At 51.3% G+C, this 781-nt stretch carries 1 protein-coding gene; it reads left to right on the top strand.

What is annotated here, in order from left to right:
• Positions 1 to 594, top strand: a 594-nt coding sequence (locus HP566_RS03580) for a hypothetical protein (RefSeq protein ID WP_249975895.1), incomplete at its 5' end; no start/stop codon positions are given.
• Positions 595 to 781: the final 187 nt, after the last annotated feature.

Here is a 781-nt window from a genome sequence, read left to right as displayed (position 1 = left end):
AGTCCCGATCTGCGGACTCCTGAACAGCAGCAGGAGGATATGGATGTCTTCGTACGGGGCGCTTCAAGCCTGGCTGCGGTGCCTTTTGGAACAGCCTATGCCTCCATGCTGGGGGCACGCAGTGCAGAGGGCTTCTTCAGTGTCGGCGCGGGGTTCGATGTGGCTGGACAAGCGATCCAAGGCGGTGACTACCGCGTTGGGCAAACGCTGGCCGCAGGTGGCACGGGTCTGGTCCTCGGCCCGATGACCAGTGGCAGTATTATCGGTAATGCCATCGTGGGAGGCGTGGCGGGTGGAGCCCATACGTCAGCGACGAATTGGATGTATGGTGAAAATCAGTCACTTGTCTGGGGGGCATTAACTGGAGCCGGTGCTGGAGCCTTGGGAACAGGGATGGGTAGGACCATTAGGCAAGACTCAATAGTATTTCCAGATAATCTGACTATCCCCTATTTCCAGACTCCAGCTTATATGACAGTACCTATGCCTTCTGCAAACTCCATTGGGTCTGCGACGCAGACAACTATTGGCCATATTCCATCATTATTTGGTAATCCATGGGTAAATAATGGAGAGCAAGATGATAATAAATGAAAATTATTTAAAATGGTCTTCTTTTGCCAAGAGAAATACCAAGCTATTGGTTTTAGGACTCGGTGATTTTCAACCCAGTTGTCCAAATGACGGCTCTTAAGCAGCCTTTTTATTACGCTCAATTTCCTGCACTTTCCCTGGGTTAAGCGACACTGAACCAGTGACCTCCCAGTTTCGGGTGCTTCCC

This window comes from Vreelandella olivaria (assembly GCF_023507745.1).
In the GTDB taxonomy this organism is placed as follows: domain Bacteria; phylum Pseudomonadota; class Gammaproteobacteria; order Pseudomonadales; family Halomonadaceae; genus Vreelandella; species Vreelandella olivaria_A.
The sequence above is the reverse complement of the archived record's forward strand: the minus strand, read 5'-3'. Positions and strand labels throughout refer to the sequence as shown.